General features: G+C 38.6%; 11 protein-coding genes. 9 read left to right on the forward strand and 2 right to left on the reverse strand.

What is annotated here, in order from left to right:
* The first annotated feature begins 86 nt into the window (after nucleotides 1-86).
* The 9 genes from pcrA to D3H64_RS03750 all read left to right on the forward strand — a co-directional run bounded on the left by pcrA (nucleotide 87) and on the right by D3H64_RS03750 (nucleotide 12,995).
* Nucleotides 87-2,318 (forward strand): DNA helicase PcrA, encoded by a 2,232-nt coding sequence (gene pcrA, locus D3H64_RS03710; protein WP_121564980.1) that lies wholly within the window; start codon nucleotides 87-89, stop codon nucleotides 2,316-2,318.
* Nucleotides 2,319-2,402: 84 nt separating this feature from the next.
* The gene (gene ligA, locus D3H64_RS03715) at nucleotides 2,403-4,385 is read left to right on the forward strand and encodes an NAD-dependent DNA ligase LigA (protein ID WP_121564905.1); all 1,983 of its coding nucleotides are present in this window, start codon (nucleotides 2,403-2,405) and stop codon (nucleotides 4,383-4,385) included.
* The gene (locus tag D3H64_RS03720; RefSeq protein WP_121564907.1) at nucleotides 4,382-5,506 is read left to right on the forward strand and encodes a CamS family sex pheromone protein; all 1,125 of its coding nucleotides are present in this window, start codon (nucleotides 4,382-4,384) and stop codon (nucleotides 5,504-5,506) included. The genes ligA and D3H64_RS03720 overlap by 4 nt, the downstream gene beginning before the upstream one ends.
* A 41-nt stretch (nucleotides 5,507-5,547) precedes the next feature.
* Nucleotides 5,548-5,850: an Asp-tRNA(Asn)/Glu-tRNA(Gln) amidotransferase subunit GatC gene (gatC, locus tag D3H64_RS03725; RefSeq protein ID WP_121564909.1), complete on the forward strand. Its 303-nt coding sequence runs from the start codon at nucleotides 5,548-5,550 to the stop codon at nucleotides 5,848-5,850.
* A gap of 26 nt (nucleotides 5,851-5,876) precedes the next feature.
* Entirely contained in the window at nucleotides 5,877-7,298 is a 1,422-nt protein-coding gene (gene gatA, locus D3H64_RS03730; protein WP_121564981.1) for an Asp-tRNA(Asn)/Glu-tRNA(Gln) amidotransferase subunit GatA, read from the forward strand.
* Between the two features lie 10 nt (nucleotides 7,299-7,308).
* Nucleotides 7,309-8,739 (forward strand): Asp-tRNA(Asn)/Glu-tRNA(Gln) amidotransferase subunit GatB, encoded by a 1,431-nt coding sequence (gene gatB, locus D3H64_RS03735; RefSeq protein WP_121564910.1) that lies wholly within the window; start codon nucleotides 7,309-7,311, stop codon nucleotides 8,737-8,739.
* A 22-nt stretch (nucleotides 8,740-8,761) separates the two neighbouring features.
* Nucleotides 8,762-9,754, forward strand: coding sequence for a diacylglycerol kinase (locus tag D3H64_RS03740; protein WP_121564912.1), 993 nt, complete (start codon nucleotides 8,762-8,764; stop codon nucleotides 9,752-9,754).
* 225 nt (nucleotides 9,755-9,979) lie between these two features.
* Complete coding sequence (gene rlmD / locus D3H64_RS03745; RefSeq protein ID WP_121564914.1) at nucleotides 9,980-11,353, forward strand: 23S rRNA (uracil(1939)-C(5))-methyltransferase RlmD; 1,374 nt, start codon at nucleotides 9,980-9,982, stop codon at nucleotides 11,351-11,353.
* A gap of 325 nt (nucleotides 11,354-11,678) precedes the next feature.
* Nucleotides 11,679-12,995, forward strand: coding sequence for a DNA cytosine methyltransferase (locus D3H64_RS03750; protein WP_093999323.1), 1,317 nt, complete (start codon nucleotides 11,679-11,681; stop codon nucleotides 12,993-12,995).
* A gap of 3 nt (nucleotides 12,996-12,998) precedes the next feature.
* Here the strand turns inward: D3H64_RS03750 and D3H64_RS10395 are convergent, their stop codons facing one another.
* Nucleotides 12,999-13,961 (reverse strand): hypothetical protein, encoded by a 963-nt coding sequence (locus tag D3H64_RS10395; protein ID WP_121564916.1) that lies wholly within the window; start codon nucleotides 13,959-13,961, stop codon nucleotides 12,999-13,001.
* A 29-nt stretch (nucleotides 13,962-13,990) separates the two neighbouring features.
* Complete coding sequence (locus D3H64_RS03760) at nucleotides 13,991-16,252, reverse strand: AAA family ATPase (protein WP_121564918.1); 2,262 nt, start codon at nucleotides 16,250-16,252, stop codon at nucleotides 13,991-13,993.
* Nucleotides 16,253-16,263 lie beyond the last annotated feature (11 nt).

Raw genomic sequence — 16,263 nt, forward strand, 5'->3', positions numbered from 1 at the left:
GGAAGTCAGTTTTGTTGAAGCATAAGTTTGAAGCATAAGATAGTTAGAAAGGATAAATTGTGATCGAGTCTCAATTAACACAGGGGATGAACCCCCAACAAAAAGAAGCTATTTTAACGACAGAAGGCCCCTTGCTGGTGATGGCGGGTGCAGGGTCAGGGAAAACGCGTGTGCTTACTTACCGAATTGCTCACTTGGTGCAAGATTGTGGGGTAAAGGCTTGGCGCATCTTAGCGATTACTTTTACCAACAAAGCAGCTAAGGAAATGAAAGAACGGATCGAAAAATTGATTGGAGAGGAAGCAGAAGGCATGTGGATCTCTACTTTCCACTCCATGTGTGTCCGTATATTACGGAGAGAATGTGAATATATAGGTTACACGAAAAACTTTTCCATTGCTGATCCTAGCGAGCAAAAAACAGTTATGAAAAAGGTCCTCAAGACTTTAAATATTGACAGCAAAAAATATCCTGAGCGAATGATTTTAGGGAAGATCAGTCAGGCGAAGAATGACCTTAAGACGCCAAAAGATCTAGCGGATGAAGCAGAAGATTTTATTGGAAAAATGGTGGCTGATTGCTACAAAGGCTATCAAGACTACTTGGAAGAAAGTCAAGCCATGGACTTTGATGATTTGATCATGAAAACTGTCCAATTGTTTGAAAGTCAATCAGACCGTTTAGCCTACTATCAAGATAAATTCCAATATATACATGTGGATGAGTATCAAGATACCAATGAAGCTCAAGATCGCCTCGTAAGTTTATTGGCAAAAGGACATCAAAATGTTTGCGTGGTAGGGGATGCGGATCAAAGTATCTATGGTTGGCGTGGAGCTAATATGGAAAATATTTTGAACTTTGAGGAACGTTTCAAAAAAGCTAAAACGATTCTCTTGGAACAAAATTATCGGTCGACCCAAACGATCTTAGATGCGGCTAATTCTGTCATTAAGCATAATTTTTATCGTAAAGTGAAAAATTTGTGGACGGACAATAAGAAAGGCGATCTCATCAAACTTTATAACGCCCAATCTGAACGAGATGAAGCTTATAATGTGATCCAAACCATTCAAGACTTGAAGGATAAGGGCAATCGTTCCCTAAATGATTTTGCTATTTTATATCGAACCAATGCCCAAAGTCGGGTTTTTGAAGATGCCCTATTGAGGTCGTCTATCCCTTATCGCTTAATCGGGGGGCAACGCTTCTTTGATCGAAAAGAAGTCAAAGACATCTTGGCCTATCTCAAATTAGCCGTCAATCCTCTAGATAATCTGAGTTTCACTCGAGTAATAAACGAACCTAAACGTGGGGTTGGACCAGCAAGTTTGGAAAAATTAGCTAATTATGCTACCCAAGCAGGACTAAGTTTATTAGAAGCAGCAGGTCAAGATGTAAAAGGAATGGGTGCAAAAGCTAAGGCATCTCTAAAAGAATTTGCTGACCTGATTCAAAGGATTAGAAGATTAAGTGAAGAAAAATCACTGAAAGAATTACTGCAAGAAACGATGGAAATTTCCGGTTATAGTCATATGCTCAAGAGCCAAGAAGATTTAGAAGGGCAAAGTCGACTAGAAAACTTGGAAGAATTATTATCTGCAGCTTCTCAGTTTGAGCAACACGCTGACCCTGATAGTGAAGAGAGCTTATTGGTTCAATTTTTAACCGACTTAGCTTTAGTGACGGATAATCAAGAAGAGGAAGAAGTGGACGAGAAAGTCACTTTAATGACCCTTCATGCTGCTAAGGGATTAGAGTTTCCAGTCGTCTTTTTAGTTGGCTTGGAGGAGGGCATTTTCCCTCTAGGTCGTGCCGTGGAAGATCCAGACGAGTTAGAAGAAGAACGACGACTTGCTTATGTTGGAATTACTCGAGCAGAAGAAGCGCTCTATCTATCAAGAGCTTACAGTCGGATGATGTATGGTCAAACAAAGACCAATAGAAAGTCTCGCTTCTTAGATGAAATTGATGCGAATTTGATTGAACAGCCAGAAGAAGAGACTTGGGTCAGCTTTAAAAGAACTAGCCCAGCGCATGAAACGAAGATGCCTTCTCCATATGCCAATCGAAAGGAAAAGAGTCTACAGCGGTCTTCTAGCTTTATGACACGAGGCAAGGCGACAGTGAAAACACCATCTGATGTGGCGACTGGACACTACCAGGCTGGTGACAAGGTGAAGCACAAAAAATGGGGAATGGGAACCGTTGTGAAAGTAACCGGAGCAGGTAACGATCAACAAATTGATGTGGCCTTTCCTAATGGGGTAGGGGTCAAACGCTTATTGGCTGCTTTTGCACCACTCAGCAAAGTCTAAAGTTTTAAAAGAGTGGGCCTTAATGAGGACTAGTCAATGACACGACTTCTCCAAATAACGTTTAAGCAGTAAAGGAGTAAAAGAATGGATTACCCAGCTTATTTAGAGCTCGTCAAACAGCTGAATCAATACGCCCATGAATATTATGAATTGGATCAACCGACGATTAATGACTTTGAATATGATCAACTCTATAAACGCTTACTTGCTGTTGAAAAAGAGCATCCAGATTGGGTGGAACATGATTCGCCTAGTCAAAGAGTAGGGGGATCGGTTTCCACTAGTTTTACTAAAATAACGCATGAGATCCCTCTCTACAGCTTATCTAATGCCTTTTCAGCAGAAGATTTAAGAGCCTTTGATCGTCGGGTCAAAGCTGTGAATCAATCAGCACGATATGTAGGAGAATACAAGTATGATGGGCTATCTATTTCGCTTTCTTATAAAGAAGGTCAATTGCAATATGGAGCTACTAGAGGCAATGGATTAGTTGGAGAAGATATCACTGCCAATCTATTGACGATTTCCGGTATTCCTAAGCACTTAGAAGATGACAGCTTTACAGGAATAGTGCGTGGTGAATGCTATATGCCAAAAGAAGCCTTTCAAGGACTTAATCAGCTGAGGGAAGAAGAGGGCAAGCCTACTTTTGCTAATCCTCGTAACGCGGCGGCTGGTAGTTTGAGACAGCTTGATAGCCGAGTGACTAAGGAAAGAAAATTGGCGGTCTATCTCTATCAGCTACTGATTCCTGGGCAAAGCATGGATCAGGAAAAGCAGTTGGAAAAATTAGCAGAGCTAGGATTTCCAGTTAACCCAGCCTATATCACTACATCATCGATAGAAGAATTTATTGACTATACCAAAGAGATGACAGAAAAACGTCATAGCCTCCCTTATGAAATTGATGGCTTAGTCTTGAAAGTTAATGACGGACAAACCCAAGCAGAAATGGGTTTTACAGGTAAAGCACCAAAATGGGCTATTGCCTATAAGTTCCCAGCTGAAATGAAGGCTAGTCTTCTGAGAGATGTGGAGTGGACAGTAGGTAGAACTGGTGTTGTGACACCAACTGCTGTGTTTGATCCAGTCCGTTTGGCAGGAACGACGGTTCAACGGGCCAGTCTCCATAATGTAGATTTTATCCGTCAAAAAGATTTGCATGAAGGTGACACCATTATCTTGTTTAAAGCAGGAGATATTATTCCTGAAGTGGACCGAGTCGATAAAGATAAACGCTCAAGTGGAGCAAAAAAAATTGCTGTACCGACCCATTGCCCTGCTTGTGAAGAAGCCTTGTTACACTTGGAAGATGAAGTCGCTTTACGTTGCCTCAATCCGAATTGCCCTGCCCAATTAGTAGAAGGCATGACTCACTTTGCTTCAGTAGACGCTATGAATATGATGGGGGTTGGTCCCAAACTGATTCAACAATTAGTCGAAAGAGGACTTTTAAAGACCCTGTCGGATTGGTATCGGTTGACAGAAGAAGATCTGCTCGATTTACCACATATTAAAGAAAAATCGGCAAGAAATATCTTAGAAGCTATTGCTAAGAGTACAAATCGTCCTTTAAATGCGTTATTATTTGGTTTAGGTATTCGCCATGTCGGGAAAAATGTGGCCAAACTTTTAGCCCAACACTTCTTATCCAGCGAGGCCTTGTTTAAAGCCGAAAAAGAAGATTTAGCGATCGTCGAAGGAATTGGAGAAGTCATGGCCAATACCATCTACCAATATTTTCAACAAAAAGAAGTCAGGGAACTTTTTGATGACTTTGAAAAATTTGGCTTACAATTGACTATGGAAGAAGAAAAGGTCGCAACAGATAGTCCAGTTACGGGCCTAACCATTGTCTTAACGGGTAAGTTAAAGCAGTGGACACGTTCTGATTTAAAGAAGCAATTGGAAAAATTAGGTGCCAAGATCACCGGATCAGTATCTAAAAAAACAGACCTTTTAATTGTGGGGGAAGACCCAGGTAGTAAGTTAGATAAGGCTAAAACACTTGGTATAGAGGTATGGACGGAAGAAAACTTGAGAGACCGTTTGGAAGGAAGATTATGAAGAAATATGGCATTTCACGAGTCATTTTTGGTCTAGTTACGGCCACTTTATTGAGCGGTTGTGTCGGCTTAGAGCAATTGAATGACCAAACTGACCACACAAAAAGCAATTCTGAAACACATGTGCCTGTCAAGACGACGAGCAACCAACTAAGCAATGATTTCTATCGCGCCTTGATTGAAGATGGAAAATATAAACCAAGTAAATCTAGAGGAGTGAGCTTGAGTTTAGATTCAGGCTACAATATTAACAATTTTGAAATAGGCTTAATGGATCTATCTAAAAAAGTTTTTCCAACTGACCAATACTTCTTTAGAGAAGGGCAGGTCTTGGATTCGGATACCATTAAAGAATGGATAGGCCGTAAGTCTAAACAAAATCCAGATGGTTTAAACCCTGGCACAGCAGAGGATTCTAAAAATCTTAAGCCTTATTATTTGGCGCAACTTTTGGAACAAGACTATATTGTAAAAAATGACAATACTTATGAATTGGCGGGACTTTCGATAGGACTTGCGATGAATTCGCAATATCGTTATACGAAAGATGGAAAAGAGTATACTCAAGAAATTGATGATGAAACTTTGAAGCAACAAGGAAAGGAAATGGCCAGCATTATTTTGCAACGTCTGCGTGAAATTGATTCGTTGAAAGACGTGGCAATTGTATTTGGTATTTTTAAACAAGCTGCTCCAGATGACATCGCTGGTGGAACCTATCTTTCAACGGCAACTTCTACCAAGGGGGCTTTGATTTCTTCTTGGTCTAGCGTGAATAAGAAGTATAAGGTATTTCCTTTAGTTGGAGAAGAAGCAACTCAAGATTCCACGCAATTTGAAAATTTCCGAACTAATGTAGAAAACTTCTTCCCTAATTTATCAGGGGTAACAGGGCGTGCTTGCTATGAAGATGGGGTTTTAACGGAATTGAAGGTTGAAATTATTACCCAATTTTATGGTAAAGCAGAAATTATCGCCTTTGCTCAGCATTGTACGGATATGGCTAGTAAGTATTTAAAATACAATGTGCCTGTTGAAGTACGCATTAAATCGATAAATGGGCCAGAAGCCCTCTTGATCCAAAATCAAGCAACTCATAGCTTTACCTATCATATTTATTAAGGAGAAACAAGACAAAGAGTCTTAAAAAGGAGAGACGGCAAATGGAATTATCAAAAGAGGACATTCAGCATGTTGCGCAACTGGCCAAACTGTCCATCTCAGAAGATGATATCGATCAATTCACCAAAGATATGCGAAATATTATCCATATGGTGGAAGAACTCGAACAAGTTGATACGACAGGGGTGGCTTTAACGACTCACGGACAAGCAATTGAAAATGTGTATCGTGAAGATGAAGTGAGCCTAGTTAACGATCGGGACGAACTCCTTAAAAATGTGCCAACGCAGCAAGATGGAATGATCCAAGTGCCTGCAATGTTAGAAGGAGGAAGCCAAGCGTGAGAATTAGTGAAAGAACTTTAGTTGAGATGCATCGTGGCCTTTATGAAAAGGAATTTACTTCTGTAGAGCTCACTCAAGATGCCTTGGATTTGGTAGCAGAACGTGATCAAGTCATTGATGCTTTTTTAGCTATTGATAAAGAAGCCGCTCTTAGTCAAGCAAGGGCTGCAGATGAACGGGGCTATAGTGAAGCTTTTAGCCTTAATGGGATTCCAATTGGGATTAAAGACAACATTGTGACCAAAGATTTAACGACTACAGCTGCCAGTAAGATTTTGGAAAACTTTGTGCCAATTTATGATGCAACAGTTGTTCAAAAATTAAAAGATGCAGGTGCTGTGATCATCGGAAAATTGAACTTAGACGAATTCGCAATGGGGTCTTCTACAGAAACTTCCTATTTCAAAAAGACTAAGAATGCTTGGAATCAAGACTATGTACCAGGGGGATCTTCTGGTGGTTCTGCTGCTGCGGTTGGATCTAGAATGTTGGCAGGGTCTTTAGGGAGTGATACAGGTGGTTCGATTCGCCAACCAGCTCTCTACAATGGTGTAGTGGGGATGAAGCCAACCTATGGACGAGTTTCACGTTATGGCTTGATTGCCTTTGCGTCAAGTTTGGATCAAATCGGTCCAATGACACGAACGGTGACAGATAATGCCCATTTATTGGAAGCTATCTGTGGCCTAGACAAAATGGACTCTACTTCCTCGCCAAAAGAAGTACCTCACTTTGCAGATCTTATTAATCCTGATATTAAAGGGCTTAAAGTGGGTCTACCAAAAGAATTCATGACGGATGCTGTGTCAGAAGAAACACGCAAAAATGTGGAAGATGTCAAAAAACGTTTAGAAGCTTTGGGGGCTAGTGTTCAAGAAATAAGCTTACCACACGCTCTTTATGGGATATCTGTCTACTATGTTTTGGCTAGCTCTGAGGCCAGCTCGAATTTACAACGCTTTGACGGGATTCGCTATGGCTTCCGTGCTGACCATGTGAAAAACCTTGAAGAACTCTTCGTTAAAACGCGTTCAGAAGGATTCGGTAAAGAAGTGAAACGTCGGATTATGTTAGGTACTTTTTCTCTTTCTTCTGGCTATTATGATGCTTACTTTAAAAAGGCTGCCCAAGTAAGAACCTTGATTAAAGAAGATTTTGCCAAAGCATTTTCGGATATTGACCTGATTTTGGCTCCTGTATCACCAGATGTAGCCTTTAAGTTTGGTCAAAACGCTGACGACCCAGTGAAAATGTATATGGCAGACTTGTTGACCATTCCAGTGAATTTGGCAGGATTACCATCTTTGGCCTTACCTACACAATTGAATGCCAAAGGACTACCAATGGGGATTCAATTGATAGGACCTGCTTTCGATGAACAAACGCTTTATAATGTTGGTTATGCTTTGGAACAAGATCTAAAGTTTACAGACCAAGCAGAATTTTAGGAGGTACGGCATGAATTTTGAAACAATTATTGGGCTTGAAGTCCACGTGGAATTAAAAACCAATACCAAGATTTTTTCCGGCTCTCCAGTCGCCTACGGGAGCGAACCCAATACCAATACCAATGTGGTGGACTGGGCCTATCCAGGGGTTCTACCTGTCTTGAACAAACAAGTCGTCGAATTAGGTATGCGAGCTGCAATGGCCTTACATTGCAAAATCAATCAAGAAACACACTTTGACCGTAAAAATTATTTCTACCCCGACAATCCAAAAGCTTATCAAATATCTCAGTTAGATAAACCAATTGGCTATGATGGTTATATCGATATAGAAGTTGGAGGAAAGAAAAAACGGATTCGTATCGAGAGAATCCACATGGAAGAAGATGCAGGTAAGAATATGCATGGGGTTAACGGCCATTCATTAGTCGATTTAAACCGGCAAGGGACGCCTTTAGTAGAAATTGTTTCTGAAGCCGATATGAGAAGCCCTGAAGAAGCCTATGCTTATTTAGAAGCTTTACGTGAACGTATCCTCTTTACCGGAGTCTCTGATGTCCGTATGGAAGAAGGTTCTATGAGGTGTGATGCCAACCTTTCATTACGTCCTTATGGGCAAGAGAAATTCGGGGTTAAAACAGAATTGAAGAATTTAAATTCCTTCAACAATGTGAAGAAGGGATTAGCTTACGAAGAAAAACGACAAGCCAATGTGTTGAGAAGTGGAGGCATTATCCAACAAGAAACTCGTCGATTTGATGAATCTACTGGAACAACTATCTTGATGCGGGTCAAAGAAGGAGCCAGTGATTACCGTTACTTCCCAGAACCAGACGTGCCACCATTGACAATTTCCGATGAATGGGTACAAAAAGTTCGTGATAACTTCCCAGAAATGCCTGAAGAACGCCGGGCACGCTACACTGGACAATATGGTTTGCCTGATTATGATGCGATGGTATTGACACTATCTTTAGATATGGCGAACTTCTTTGATGAAACGGTTGCTTCTGGGGCAGATCCTAAGTCGGCTTCTAACTGGCTAATGGGAGAAGTTTCCGCCTATATGAATAGCGAGCACCTTGAACTGAAAGAAACTAAATTAACACCGAATAACCTCGCTCAAATGATTAATTTGATCGAAGATGGAACTATTTCTTCTAAGATGGCTAAAAAAGTTTTCCGCCTTTTAGCGACTGAAGGTGGAGATCCTAAAGAAGTCGTTGTCAAACATGGCATGGTGCAATTAAGTGATCCAGCAAAATTATTGCCAATCATTAGGGAAATTCTCGATCAAAACCAACAATCTATTGACGATTACAAGAATGGGAAAGACCGTGCTAAAGGCTTCTTGGTTGGCCAAATCATGAAGAAGACAAAGGGTCAAGCTAACCCAGGCGTGGTTAATCAACTATTAGCTGAAGAAATGGCAAAACGCTAAAAAAGTGAAGGAAGGTGACGGCGTGAAAGCGCGCTTGATCTATAATCCTAGCTCTGGACGTGAGGCTTTAAAACCTTACTTGATGGACATTTTGGATATTTTAGAAAGGGGCGGTTATGAAACTAGCGCCTTTCGCACCACAGCCGAACCATTATCGGCGCAGAAAGAAGCACGAAGAGCAGGGCTTGCAGGCTTTGATTTAGTGGTTGCAGCAGGAGGAGACGGCACCATTAATGAAGTGGTATCTGGTTTAGCACCATTAAAAGAAAGACCCAATTTAGGCATTATTCCTGCTGGTACTACCAATGACTATGCAAGGGCACTCAACATTCCTCGAGACGATGTGTTAGAAGCAGCAAAATTGATTGTTCGAAGTAACCCAATGGCAGTTGATGTAGGACAAGTCAATGATAAGTACTTTATTAACATTGCAGCAGGTGGCTATTTAACGGACTTAACCTATGATGTCCCAGCCAAACTTAAAACAGTCTTTGGTTACTTGGCTTATTTGGTTAAAGGTGCTGAAAAATTGCCACAAATACGCCCAATGATGGTTCGAGTTCAACACGATCAGGGCATTTATGAAGGGATGGCCTCCATGTTTTTCGTCGCCCTGACGAACTCTATTGGTGGTTTCGAACAAATTGTCCCAGACGCTAATCTGACCGATGGGATGTTTACTCTCCTAGTGGTAAAAACTGCGAATTTGTTTGATATAGCTCACATGGTCAATCAAATGTTTTTAGGAGGCAAACACATCAACAACCCTAATATTCTTTATGTAAAAACACGCTTTATTCGTGTAGAAGCCATTGACGGAAGTCGTTTAATGTTGAACGTGGATGGAGAATATGGTGGGGATGCTCCGGCAGTCTTTAGAAATTTGCAACAACATCTCAAAATTTATAATAATCTCAGCCATTACAACTTGGTTACCCCTAATGATATGCAGTTGAAAGAAGCAGAACGGCAGTTTAAAGAGGAAATGGCACGACTAGAAGAAAATGATGCTTAACTAGCGACTAGGCAAGTGATTTTTAGGAAGTAAAGAGAAATGAATCCGTAAGTAGCCAAGCTTTGTATAGAACCTTCCTTACTTGTTTGAACTAGTGAAAGACCTAGTGGATCTTAAGGATAGGAAAAGGGGGAAATCCCCTTTCTTGTTGCTAGTATGGAAGAGTAAAGAGATTCGCAAGGATCGAAAAGTGGGGGAAGCCCCTTAATTAAAGGAGAATGAATCATGTTTATCGTCAAAAAAGGCGACAGCTATACCGCTAAGATTGTCGATTTAACGCATGATGGAATGGGGGTAGCTAAAATAGATGGCTACCCTCTTTTTCTATCGAATGCTTTGGTAGGAGAAGAAGTGCGTTTGAAAGTCATCAAAGTTGGGAAAAATTACGGCATCGCCCGAGTGGAAGAAAGAATAAGTGATAGCCCAGAGCGGGTAGCTTTAAAAGACAAGCTGGGTTTCCAAACTGGGACGATGCCTTTACAGCATTTGTCTTATGAAGGGCAACTACGCTTTAAACAAAAGCAAGTGAAAGAGGCCTTTAAACGAATTGGACACTTAGATGTTGAGGTGGAACTGACTTTAGGCGCTAAAAGACAGGAAGGCTATCGAAATAAGGCACAAATTCCTCTTCAAAATAAAAAGGGTCAAATTGAAACAGGTATCTATAGGGCTAGAAGCCATGATTTGATTCCTATGACGGATTACTATATCCAATATAAAGAAATTGATCAAAACATTTTAAAGGTAAGGGATATCTTAAGAGAAGCCGGACTAGAAGCCTATGACGAAAGAACACATCGTGGCTACTTGCGCCATCTAGTGGTTAGATACAGTCAGCGTTGTCAGCAATTAATGCTTATTTTTGTGACACGTACATCGTCTAGTGAGCCTTTGCTACAGTTGTTAGATCGCTTGACGAAAGAATGCCCTCATTTAGTTTCAGTTGTTCAGAATATTCAAAGTGAAAAGACGAATAAAATTTTAGGGCAGAAAACGAAAGTGTTGTGGGGAAAGGACTATTATGAAGAAGACTTAATGGGGCTAAGCTTTCATATATCCCCATTATCTTTCTTTCAAGTAAATACTGAGCAAGCGGAAAGACTTTATCAAGAAGCGATAGATTTTAGCCAAGTTACAGCAGAAGATACGGTATTCGACTTGTATTGCGGCTTGGGATCGATGACCTTGCCATTTGCCAAGAAAGCTAAAAAGGTGTATGGCATAGAAGTGGTGAAAGAAGCTATTGAACAAGCAAAATTAAATGCTCAGCTGAATGGCATTGATAATGTTCACTTTGAAGCAGGAAAATGTGAAGATTTGCTACCGGTATGGGTAGAAGAAAAAGACCTACGACCAGATCTGATTGTCGTAGATCCTCCTAGAAAAGGCTTGGATCCTGTTGTTAGAGAAAGCATCCTTAAGGTTCAAGCTAAGCGTATAGTGTATGTGTCTTGTCATCCGGGGTCTTTAGCTAGAGATGTTGCTGATTTAGTGGCAGGAGGCTATAAGGTAGAAAAAGTCCAACCGGTCGATATGTTCCCTCAGACAAGCCACGTTGAGAGTGTCGTATTGATGTCAAGAGTTGCACCCACTAAGTAAATAAAGTGTAGAAATTATAGGCTTCTTCCAGTGCTATCGTTAAAAGGTATAGGTGGGCTGGAATAAGCCTTGTTTTTTGGACTATAAAATAGGTGTGTGGAAACTTATCGACAGTAAAAGGTCGACAAGACAGAATGGATATTTGCAAAAATGCACCCACCTTAGAATTTATTGATCTTATGTTTGATAAACTTGATAAATAAAAAAAGTAATGGCAATATACAATAAACTCCTGGACTTTTATGAGTTTACAGGTTAAAATGGTTATAGAAGTGTAGTGGAAGTAATGACCATTACAAAATATATTATATTAGGAGAATTATTAATGGCTTATGCAGTAGATTTATTTTGTGGAGCTGGAGGCTGTTCTGAAGGATTAATTCAAGCGGGCTTTCACATTTTATTTAGTTCTGACATAAGTGATATGGTTGAGTTAACTTATGTTAATAGACATAAACAACTTGGATTAATACAAGGTAAAAATACATGGTTTGAAAGATCAGATATTAAAAATTTAACAGGAGAAACTATATCACGTAGAATTTCAGAATTAGACATATTTAAGAATAAAAAAGTACCAGAAATTGATTTGATGATTGGAGGTCCTAGTTGTCAAGGGTTCTCTAGAGCTGGTAGAAGAGACAAATCAGACCCAAGAAATATGTTGTTTGGAGAATATGTAAGGGTAATAAGTGAAGTAAGACCTAAATATATTGTTTTGGAGAACGTCGAAGGGTTTGTAGACATGCAATTTATGGGATATAAAGGTATAACCGGTATTGAATATCCAGATGGATCGGTAACTCCAGAAATATTAACCAATGAATTAAATGAAATTGGCTATAATACATTGGAGCCTAAAATTTTAAATGCGTGTGATTATGGCGTTCCACAAAGAAGGAAAAGAATTATATTCATTGGATATAGAAAGGGTTTGAAAAAACCAGCTTATCCAGAACCGACAGTTAAACCGGAAGAATATGTAACATTGCAAGATGCTATAGGTGATTTAATTGTTGACGATAGTATAAAAGAAATAATTAATAACAAATTAACTGATTATCAGAAAGATAGTATAAATGGTAGAACTCCAAAATTAAACGGAAGGCCTATCAAATCAAAAAAATATAGCAATATAGATTTGCCAAAACAAACAGATATAGTACGTGAAAGATTTAGCTTATTTAAAGAAGGTGAAAGTGGCTCTAACCTAAAGAAACGTGTTCTAGAGGAAGGGATAGATATTTCAGATAAACCAGCATTAATAAAGTTATGTTCAGAAAGATTAAACCTTTCTAAATCGGAAGTTATATCACTTTTTAAGAATGCTAAAGCAAGTAAAGAGGATGCAGATGTGCTGTTGACTAAGAAAAATATTAGACAAAGATGGAGTTCAAATCAACCATCTGCTACAGTTGTTACAATAGCTGATGATTATATTAGTCCTTGGGAATCAAGAACTTTTAGTGTAAGAGAAATGGCTAGATGTCAATCGTTTGATGATTCCTTCGAATTTCTAGGGAAAAGAACTACGGGCGGTTTAAGAAGAAGAGTAGAGGTTCCTCAGTATACACAGGTTGGGAATGCAGTTCCTCCACTATTGGCTAAAGCAATAGCAGAGGAAATACTGAAGGCTTTGTAAAGTTTATATGATATCAAAATAGGAATAGGTAGAATTTAAGTAGGACATAGAGGTGCGAATTGTTGATATAATTCCATTGCTATGTCCACTTTTTAGATTTCGTTCAAGAAGCTCTTTGATTGAACTTGCAACGCCAGTTTCTGATGGTAATCCCCAATAATTGCCACCTGAAAGATTTAGAACTCGAAGTACAGCGGTAGATGTGTTTTTATATGTTAATCTTCCATTTTTTTTAATTTGATTGGACGGAACAGTAACAAATGAATATGTGAATCTTTTGGCATCGTGGATAGAGTAACCGTTAGTTCCAACTGATATTCCATTTCTAAAGGTATTTGCAGAATATACCGCATCCCATAGCATTGGTATTTGAGCGTTATCATTCCAGTTTGTCTTACATTGAATAATATGTATTTCAATGTCATCAAAGTCTCTTGCAACAAGAGCATCCAATATAGGTAAAAAATTATAATTTTTTCCTTTACTGATATCTACAGAATTACCATGAATGTCTTTTATTAAAATTTGTTCTTTATCAATTGTGTATTCGGCTTTATCTGGAAAGGTTATTGCAATCAAATCAGACTCTGTGTTTGAGCGGAAATTCCCATAATTCACTGTAATGGCATCTTTTATTGGACTAGGTATTAGGTCTTTATTATGTTTTAGAACGAAAGTACGCCTATCGATTAGACAGATGTTGAGATACCAGCACACTAAGGCTTCCCAGTTTGCTCCACCACCTGATACTTCGCTTTGTGAACGTCCTGCTTGGCCAGTAGTTCTAAAGATATCCCTTAAATTATCACCAATAGAATAAATCAAATGTTCTGTCGGTGGTGCAGAATTAAATATATCTGTTTGAATTTTATTTTTCCATGTTGGCCAGACGGTTGAAAAACCATTTGTCTCAAATAATTTTTTAATTGAAAGCTCTCGTGCGTATTCGATAATGTTTTGGTTCATTTTTTTCTTCCTCTTTTCCTTAATATTTGTTACCTCTTCATCATCATATCAAAATGCTGACCTTGTCCCATATGTCGGAAGATATTTTCAAAAATTCTGCGACAGCTATCGGTATCAACACTAGCATGAATGAAGTTTAAACCATCTGATATACGGTCATTACTTGTACATAAATATTGGAGTAATGATGCTGCCATATGTAAATCTGAGCAGTCCTCAGTACCATCTGGTAGTATGGTGATAAAATCATCCCTATGATTCTTTAAAATTATATCTTTTATGTCAATTCCGCTATATCCGCATAATTGTAAGAAGTAGTAATCTAAAATTTGTCTGATTACATTAACCAGTGTATTAGGAGATGAAACTTCTTTATAGGTATCCCAAAGAGCAGCATATGAATTTTGAATAGGGTTTCTGTTCTCTTTAATTGAAGGGGTTTCACGATTAGACTGAGTGCAAAGTATCACATCAGAGTTATTATCGAGCTTTACTATTTCAAAGAAAGATACAAACCTGTAATGTTGTGCCTGATTATAAGTGACTTCCTGATGAAAGAACGCATTATGCGTTAAGATAAATATCTGTTTGATATAATCTTTTGGATGTTCCTTTGTAATGTAATCAGGATTACAAATGGCAATCATATCACGAACCAATGCGCCAACTACAAAAAGAGTAGAGCTGTCCATACTGGAAACAGGATCATCGATAACTACTATTTTATCCTTGACATCAGAATCAGCTTCTAAGCTACCAAGAACCAATTGATGGAAATATAGAAAGGCGATGAAATTCCTTTCTCCTTCGCTTAAGTTCTCTGCGACTTTTCCTGTCCCGGTTCTTATTACTTCATAGACATTCGGGATATCTTCTTTTTCACGAATGAAAAATCCCTGAAATCCTGTATCTGTAAGTAAAGTATTGATACCTTCAACAGCAGCTGAAGTGTTGACGATTTGCTTGCGTAAATCAGATAAATGCCTGCGGAGAGATTTAATTTTATCATCAGCTTTACTTTTTTCTAGTGTAAGAGTATCAATTTCTTTTTGTAAGGCACTACGGCTATTTCGATACTTTTGAATTTCATCGGACAGTATAAATGCGAGATGTTTAATAACATCAGATTTACACTGCGGTTGCATTTTTGATTTGTCATTTACAACTTCATTATTTTTTTGAATCTTGCTATTCATAGTCAAAATCATGTTGTTTAATTCGGTTATAATTTCAGTCAAATCCTCAAGCTCAATAATTGAGTCTAATTGGCTAAATTTTTCATCAAAACGTCTAGTATTTAATTCCACGTTTGTTTTGAAAACATCTAAGAGCTTTGAATATGCAGTTAGCTCTGTTTTAATTTTAGGGTACGCATTTTGCAGGTTAGTCTTCAATGTGTTCTCAATTTTATTTATTGCACTGATATAGCTATTTTTAAATGATTTTAGAGTAGCTAAATCTGACTCATACTCTTTGTCAAAGCAATAAGCAATTTCTTCTTCAAAATTTTCTGGGAGTTCTCTTTGGCAATATGGGCATATACCATCTGTATGAAAATCTTCATGACCTTGACGTACCCAATCAGTTGCATTGATTGCCTTCATAAATGTTGAAAAAGGACTATCACTACTACTCATTATCTTTTTAGTTAGAATTGTCGAATTAGGTATTGTTGTTATATCAACGGTATATAATTCGGGGTATGTAGTAGCATCCTTACTAAAGGCGGCCTCACAAATGGAAATCAAAGATGCTTCATCATACATTTTAGGGGTTGCTTCAGATAACAAGGCTTTAGAAAGACCATCTTTAGTCTTTTTACCAACTAATGCAGCATCAACGGATTTTCTAAAATCTTTAGTATTTTCCCAGCATATAGTTTGAAAAGCATCATATTGTTTGTTCAATAGAGTTTCTTTTTCAGCAAGATTTAACGATGCTTCTGCAAAGGTTTTCTGTGCTGTTCCAAGTTCTGCAGTTGCATCTTCTATTTCTTTTTGAGTCTGAGCGTTTTGCTCGCTTATAGTAAATACTCCGGGCATACCACCATAACTTGCAATATTGTTTTTAATGAATTCTTCGTTATATACAAGCATAAGGTAGTCATCTGCAGTACAACCAATATCCCATGTAAGATCAATTTTATCTTTTAGAACTTTGGCAACGGTAGATTTTCCGCATCCGTTGTTACCAAATAAAAAATTGATATAGGATGGAGCAAATGTTTTATTATGAAATGTAGCTTGATTAAGCGATACTTCCGTTATCGCTGATGTTAGTTTATTAGTCATAGGCGTACCTC

This window comes from Atopobacter sp. AH10, assembly GCF_003664595.1.
In the GTDB taxonomy this organism is placed as follows: Bacteria; Bacillota; Bacilli; order Lactobacillales; family Aerococcaceae; genus Atopobacter.

Bases quoted from the DNA above. Each gene is read 5' to 3' on its own strand.
- D3H64_RS03750 (WP_093999323.1), top strand. From the start codon at position 11,679: ATGGCTTATGCAGTAGATTTATTTTGTGGAGCTGGAGGCTGTTCTGAA.
- gatC (WP_121564909.1), top strand. From the start codon at position 5,548: ATGGAATTATCAAAAGAGGACATTCAGCATGTTGCGCAACTGGCCAAA.
- rlmD (WP_121564914.1), top strand. From the start codon at position 9,980: ATGTTTATCGTCAAAAAAGGCGACAGCTATACCGCTAAGATTGTCGAT.
- D3H64_RS10395 (WP_121564916.1), bottom strand. From the start codon at position 13,961: ATGAACCAAAACATTATCGAATACGCACGAGAGCTTTCAATTAAAAAA.
- gatB (WP_121564910.1), top strand. From the start codon at position 7,309: ATGAATTTTGAAACAATTATTGGGCTTGAAGTCCACGTGGAATTAAAA.
- D3H64_RS03760 (WP_121564918.1), bottom strand. From the start codon at position 16,252: ATGACTAATAAACTAACATCAGCGATAACGGAAGTATCGCTTAATCAA.
- ligA (WP_121564905.1), top strand. From the start codon at position 2,403: ATGGATTACCCAGCTTATTTAGAGCTCGTCAAACAGCTGAATCAATAC.
- gatA (WP_121564981.1), top strand. From the start codon at position 5,877: ATGCATCGTGGCCTTTATGAAAAGGAATTTACTTCTGTAGAGCTCACT.
- pcrA (WP_121564980.1), top strand. From the start codon at position 87: ATGAACCCCCAACAAAAAGAAGCTATTTTAACGACAGAAGGCCCCTTG.
- D3H64_RS03720 (WP_121564907.1), top strand. From the start codon at position 4,382: ATGAAGAAATATGGCATTTCACGAGTCATTTTTGGTCTAGTTACGGCC.